Annotated in this window: 6 protein-coding genes and 1 pseudogene; 3 read left to right on the plus strand and 4 right to left on the minus strand. The window is 52.2% G+C overall.

From position 1 onward, the window contains the following. From xseA to ACTHS3_RS07245, 3 genes are all read left to right on the plus strand, one after another. The coding region (xseA, locus tag ACTHS3_RS07235) for an exodeoxyribonuclease VII large subunit (RefSeq protein WP_440367541.1) at positions 1 to 1,260 on the plus strand (1,260 nt) is incomplete at its 5' end. A 123-nt stretch (positions 1,261 to 1,383) separates the two neighbouring features. After that, the gene (gene pssA / locus ACTHS3_RS07240) at positions 1,384 to 2,163 is read left to right on the plus strand and encodes a CDP-diacylglycerol--serine O-phosphatidyltransferase (protein ID WP_004520826.1); all 780 of its coding nucleotides are present in this window, start codon (positions 1,384 to 1,386) and stop codon (positions 2,161 to 2,163) included. Between the two features lies 1 nt (position 2,164). Continuing rightward, a complete protein-coding gene (locus ACTHS3_RS07245) occupies positions 2,165 to 2,974 on the plus strand; it encodes a sulfite exporter TauE/SafE family protein (RefSeq protein WP_070695372.1) in 810 nt (269 codons plus the stop codon). Between the two features lie 86 nt (positions 2,975 to 3,060). On the opposite strand, the gene ACTHS3_RS07250 is transcribed toward ACTHS3_RS07245, so the two are convergent. From ACTHS3_RS07250 to ACTHS3_RS07265, 4 genes and pseudogenes are all read right to left on the minus strand, one after another. Then, on the minus strand, positions 3,061 to 3,741 hold the full coding sequence (locus ACTHS3_RS07250) for a sulfite exporter TauE/SafE family protein (RefSeq protein WP_003680951.1): 681 nt from the start codon (positions 3,739 to 3,741) through the stop codon (positions 3,061 to 3,063). Positions 3,742 to 3,851: 110 nt separating this feature from the next. Next, the gene (locus tag ACTHS3_RS07255) at positions 3,852 to 4,892 is read right to left on the minus strand and encodes an ABC transporter permease (protein ID WP_004520828.1); all 1,041 of its coding nucleotides are present in this window, start codon (positions 4,890 to 4,892) and stop codon (positions 3,852 to 3,854) included. 36 nt (positions 4,893 to 4,928) lie between these two features. After that, the gene (locus ACTHS3_RS07260; protein WP_039862485.1) at positions 4,929 to 5,984 is read right to left on the minus strand and encodes an ABC transporter permease subunit; all 1,056 of its coding nucleotides are present in this window, start codon (positions 5,982 to 5,984) and stop codon (positions 4,929 to 4,931) included. A 97-nt stretch (positions 5,985 to 6,081) separates the two neighbouring features. Then, positions 6,082 to 6,240 (minus strand): annotated as a pseudogene (locus ACTHS3_RS07265) (CobW family GTP-binding protein); the annotation flags it as partial.

Consider the following 6,240-nt stretch of genomic DNA (forward strand, 5'->3'; position numbering starts at 1 on the left):
TGGATTGCCGGCGAAGTATCCAACCTGACCCGTGCTGCCAGCGGACATTATTATTTCTCGCTCAAAGACAGCCGCGCTCAGGTGCGTTGCGCGATGTTTAAGGGTGCGGCCATGCGCTTGGCGAAGCCTTTGAAAGAAGGCGACCATATCGAGGTATCAGGAAGAATCAGTATTTATGAAGCGCGGGGTGAATTTCAGATTACGGTGAACGAGGTGCGGCTCAAAGGCTTGGGGCAGCTTTACGAAGCCTATGAGCGATTGAAGGCGCAGTTGCAGGCGGAAGGCGCGTTTTCAGCGGAACGCAAGAAACCTCTGCCCGCCCGTCCGCAATGTATCGGCATCGTCACCAGCCTGGCGGCGGCAGCTTTGCGCGATGTCGTGACCACCTTAAACCGCCGCGCACCCGAAATCCCCGTTATCGTTTATCCGACGCCCGTACAAGGCACAGGCAGCGAGTTGCAAATTGCTCAAGCGATTAAAACCGCTTCGCAACGCGCCGAATGTGACGTGCTGATTGTCTGTCGCGGCGGCGGCAGCATTGAAGACTTGTGGGCGTTTAATGAAGAACCGGTTGTGCGCGCCATCGAAGCCTGCGCAATTCCCGTTGTCAGCGGCGTAGGCCACGAAACCGATTTCACACTCGCCGATTTCGTCGCCGACGTACGCGCACCCACGCCGACCGGCGCGGCAGAACTGGTCAGCCCCAACCGCCAAGAATCGTTACATCGTCTAGCCCAAGCGCAAGGCCGTCTGAAAACCGTTTTGGAGCAACGTTATTTCGATGCCAGCCAAAAACTCGACTGGTTGGCGCGGCAAATCCGTCACCCGCGCCAAAAACTTGACGATCAGCGCGCTTCAATCAGCAAGCTGGCGCAAACGCTGTCTTACTCGATGACGCAAAACCTCCGTGCCCATACCGCCCGTTTTGAACGCCAAACCCAAACCCTGAAACATTGCCGTCCTGATGTTTCCATTTACAAACACAACATCGACCGCTTTCAGACGGCCTTGTCGCATTCCTTCCGCCAGCTGCTTGTCCAACGCTGTCAAAGCCTGATCGCCCAAGCCGCATTGCTCGAAGCCGTATCGCCGCAGCATATTCTGGAGCGAGGTTTCTCCGTCGTCAAAAACACACGCGGACAAGTCATCCGCAATGCCGATACATTGAAACAAGGGCAGAAACTGCACATCACTTTTGCCGACGGCGAAACCGACGTACGCGTGACCAAAGAGCAGGCTCAGGGCGAGTTGTTTGACTGACAAAATAAAGGCCGTCTGAAACTTTATGCGATTGAAGTGAAACTATGTCTGCCTTTTAAAAATCCTTAACCTGCCAATGCGGTATAATGCCTCATCTGCACCCGCAGCATATACGGAAACATTATGGACAACTCACAAAATACAGAAAATCCGATTCCACCACGCAATTCCATCCGCAAAAACAGCATTTACCTGCTGCCCAATTCCTTTACCATCGCCGCACTGTTTTGCGCCTTCTTCGCCATTACACAGTCCATGCACGGACGTTATGAAACGGCGGCGATTGCAGTTTTCCTTTCCATGCTGCTCGACGGCATGGACGGACGCGTTGCACGTTTGACCAACAGCCAGAGCGCATTCGGTGAACAGCTCGACAGCCTCGCCGATATGGTCAGTTTCGGCGTCGCGCCTGCCCTGATTGCCTACAAATGGCAACTTTGGCAGTTTGGCAAAATCGGCTATTCCGTCGCCTTTATCTACTGCGCCTGCGCCGCTCTGCGTTTGGCACTGTTCAACACGCTTATCGGCAAAGTCGACAAACGCTGGTTTATCGGCGTTCCAAGCCCGACCGCCGCTGCGTTGATTGTCGGCCTGATTTGGGTCAACCACAGCATCGAACGCTTCCCCGGCGTGCATTGGTGGGCATTGGGCATTACCCTGTTTGCCGGCATTTCCATGATTGTGCAGATTCCGTTTTGGAGCTTCAAAGAAATCAACATCCGCCGCCAAGTACCGTTTATGGGCATGGTGTTGGCCGTGTTGGTATTGCTGCTCATCAACTGGGAGCCTTCTCTCGTCCTCTTCCTATTTTTCCTCGGTTACAGCCTGTCCGGTTATGTGATGGCAGTCATCCGTTGGTTTAAAAAACGCCATAAAGCACACAAACACGACAAGGCCGTCTGAAATGTGGTCTTGGGACATCATCCTTGCCCTGCTCGCCGTCGGCAGCGCAGCGGGCTTTATTGCCGGACTATTCGGCGTAGGCGGTGGCACGTTGATTGTTCCCGTTGTCTTATGGGCGTTGCAGCTGCAAGGCATAGGCAGCCACCCCTATGCCCAGCATCTTGCCATCGGCACTTCCTTTGCCGTCATGGTGTTTACTACCTTCTCCAGTATGTACGCCCAACATAAAAAGCACGCCATTGATTGGGCGACCGTCCGCCGAATGACGCCGGGCATGATACTTGGCGTACTCCTCGGCGCGGTAACGGCAAAATATATGCCGACGCTGGCTTTGCAAGTTTTCTTTATTGCATTTCTTGCCTTTATCGCAGTCAAAACCCTACGCGATTCCAAACCCAAACCTTCACGCACCCTGCCTGCCCTCCACGGCCTGACAGCCGTGGGTACGCTTTTTGGGGCGGCTTCAAGTTGGGTCGGTATCGGCGGCGGTTCGCTATCCGTTCCATTTCTACTATATTGCAACTTTCCGGCACACCGCGCCATCGGCACATCTTCAGGTCTGGCATGGCCGATTGCGATTGCCGGCACCATCGGCTATTTTGCCAACGGTTTACATGTTGCCCACCTGCCTGAAGGCGCGGCAGGCTTTATCTATCTTCCGGCTGTAGCCATATTGAGCGCTGCCACCATCCTCTTCGCTCCACTCGGCGTAAAAACGGCGCACAAGCTGCCCGCCCGAAAACTCAAAATCGCCTTCGGCATCATGTTGCTGCTGATTGCCGCCAAGATGGCTTGGAATTTGATACATTAAATCTTTCTTGTGAAAAAGGCCGTCTGAAATTCTTTCAGACGGCCTTTTTAATTGCAAAACAACAAACTAAATAAAACCTTTTTACCTTACCCGATTTGCCCCATCGCAAATACAGCCAAGCGCCATATCGCCCATCCTGCCACCAACAATCCGGCGCACAAACGAACCATGCGTTTTTGCAGAAAGGTTTTCAACTGCGCTGCAAATATGCCCATCGCGAGCAGGTTCGGCAAGGTCCCCAATGCAAACGCCAGCATATACAGCCCGCCGTGCAAGGCATTGCCGCTGCCCAAAGCATACAAAGACGCGCTGTACACCAAACCGCAAGGCAGCCAGCCCCAAAGCACGCCGACGCCGAAACAGGCAGGCACTGATTTAATCGGCAGCAATTTGTTCAGCAAAGGATTCAGGCGTTTCCATATCGGTTTACCGATGCCTTCGATTTTGGTTGCGGCAGTCGAAATACCGGCAAGATACAGACCGAGCAAAAGCAGCAAAACATTGGCGGCAATATACAAACCGTTTTGAACCGCGCGCGTATCGTCCAAGGAAATGCCGACCTGCCCGACCAAGCCGACCAGAAGGCCGATGACGACATAGCTGCTGATGCGCCCCAAGTTCAACAATACAATCAGCCCGATTCGGTTTAAATGTGGCGGCAGCTGCAAAGCAAATGCGCTGCTCAATCCGCCGCACATACCGACGCAATGCGTTCCGCCAAAAAAGCCGAGCAGAAAAAGAGTAAGAAATGTGATTTCTTGATTCATGGTTTTTAATGATTCAAACGAATGGATGAGGCCGTCTGAAACTTTTCAGACGGCCCTGAGAATGCAGGATAAGCTTTTCCGCCCACCCTCTTCACGCTTTAGAAAAGCAATTAACTGCGTGCGCGTACGTCAAATGCCTGACGCAAACCTTCGCCGATCATGACCAGCAAAAGCAGCATTACCGTCAGCGTAGCAACGGCAGACAGGCCAATCCACCACGCGTCCAAGTTGTCTTTACCTTGCGCCAGCAACTCGCCCAAACTTGCCTGTGAGGCAGGTACGCCCAAGCCCAAGAAGTCCAAACTGGTCAGGGCAAGTACCGCACCGGAAATACGGAAAGGCAGGAAGGCCAATACCGGCGTCAAGCTGTTGGGCAGGATATGGCGCCACATGATTTCACGGTTGCCCACGCCCATTGCGCGCGCCGCCAAAACATAATCGGTCTGACGGTTTTTCAAAAACTCGGCACGGACATAGTCGGACAAGCCCATCCAGCCGAAAAGCGACAGCAACACCAGCAAAATCAACAGCCCCGGATTAAAAAACGAAGACAGGATAATCAAGAGGTACAGCTCCGGCATACCGCCCCAAACCTCGATAAAACGCTGCATCAGAAGGTCGGTTTTACCGCCGAAATAACCCTGTACCGCGCCTGCAACCACGCCGATTACGGTAGTCACCACAGTCAACACCAAGGCAAACAACAGCGAATCGCGGAAACCGTAAACCAAGCGCGCCAACAGGTCACGGCCGCGGTCGTCCGTTCCCAAGATATGCCGTTCGGACGGTTTGGCCGGATCGGGTGCCGTATCAAAATCGTTTAAAGTATCGGCATCGTAAGGATTGGGCAGATAAAGGGCAAAATTGCCGTCTGAAGTAATGTTGTGGCGGATAAGCGGATCCAGATAATCCGCAGGCGTATCGAAATCGCCGCCAAATGTGGTTTCGTTGTATTCGTTTACCAAGGGGAAGAAATACTCGCCCTGATAGCGTATCCACAAAGGTTTATCGTTGCTCCACAAAGGAGCAAGCAAAGTGACGACAAACAAAACGGCCAAAATCCGCAAAGCCAACCAACCGCGCTTATGCTGCTTAAAGGCTTGCCAAGTAGGGTTTGAAGTAGATTTTTTCTTTTTCATGGTTCGAAACATTCTTTAATAATGGATTGAAGATATTTTCAGACGGCCTTATTTCTGTCCGCCAAAGTGAATACGCGGATCGACCCATGAATAAGAAATATCCGACACCAGTTTAGCCAACAACCCCATCAGCGTGAATACATACAGCGTACCCATTACGACAGGATAATCACGTTTCATCACTGCCTCGTAAGACAGCAAACCCAAACCATCCAGCGAGAACAGCGTTTCAATCAACAGGCTTCCGGTAAAGAATGCGCCGATAAATGCAGCCGGGAAACCGGTAATCAGAGGAATCATGGCGTTGCGGAAAATATGCTTCCACAAAATCTGTTTCTCAGGCAAGCCCTTGGCTCGCGCGGTATAAACATATTGACGGCGGATTTCTTCAAGGAACACGTTTTTCGTCAATACGGTCATCACCGCCAAGTTGCCTGCCACCGAAGCGGTAATCGGCAAGGCCATATGCCATAAATAATCTTTGACTTTACCTGCCCAAGAGAGCGTATCAAAATCATCACCAACCAAGCCACCCTGCGGGAACCAGGCAAAAAAGCTGCCGCCGCCAAATAACACCAGCAACACCAAGCCCAAGACAAACGGCGGTACGGTATAGCCGACCAAAATGATCATCCCCGTAATCGTATCGAATCGGCTGCCATCCCTGACCGCCTTGGCAATACCCAACGGAATACATATCAAATAAGTCAGGAAGAACGTCCACAAACCCAAACTCATCGATACCGGCATTTTCTCTTTTACCAACTCAAATACGGTTTGGTGGTGGAAAAAGCTCTCGCCCAAATCGAAACGGGCAAATTTCCATACCATATCCACAAAACGCGTCACAGGTGGCTTGTCGAAACCGTACAAAGCATTCAGCGCGGCCAAATCTTCCGCACTGATGCGGTTGCCGTTTTTGGCCAAAGTTCCAGGCATACTGTGTCCCGCCGTCTCGCCGCCAACCGCGCCCTGCGTCAGCTGCTGAACCATCTGCTCCACCGGACCGCCGGGAACAAACTGAATCACAGCGAAGGTAATCGCCAAAATCCCCAACAACGTGGGAATCAAAAGGAGCAAACGATGAAAGATATAACGCCACATGGTTAAGTGTTCCTCTATTTTTTGATTTGAAGGCCGTCTGAAACCGCTGACTTCAGACGGCATATAGTAACGGATTAATAAGCGTTTGGCCGATGATTTACTTCTCCAACGCCTCCTGCAATTTCTTCTCAATCAAATCCGCGTCAAACGATTTGGCAATCAGCTCAAAGCGGGAATCACGGCGCCATGAAACTTGGTTTGCGCCCCATTGACCGTCCACCCAGTTCAGCCATACCCATGTACCGAGCACTTGGAA

Source organism: Neisseria sp. P0009.S007 (genome assembly GCF_051962515.1).

Coding starts and splice junctions, on each gene's coding strand:
- pssA (WP_004520826.1), top strand. CDS start 1,384: ATGGACAACTCACAAAATACAGAAAATCCGATTCCACCACGCAATTCC.
- ACTHS3_RS07245 (WP_070695372.1), top strand. CDS start 2,165: ATGTGGTCTTGGGACATCATCCTTGCCCTGCTCGCCGTCGGCAGCGCA.
- ACTHS3_RS07250 (WP_003680951.1), bottom strand. CDS start 3,741: ATGAATCAAGAAATCACATTTCTTACTCTTTTTCTGCTCGGCTTTTTT.
- ACTHS3_RS07255 (WP_004520828.1), bottom strand. CDS start 4,892: ATGTTTCGAACCATGAAAAAGAAAAAATCTACTTCAAACCCTACTTGG.
- ACTHS3_RS07260 (WP_039862485.1), bottom strand. CDS start 5,984: ATGTGGCGTTATATCTTTCATCGTTTGCTCCTTTTGATTCCCACGTTG.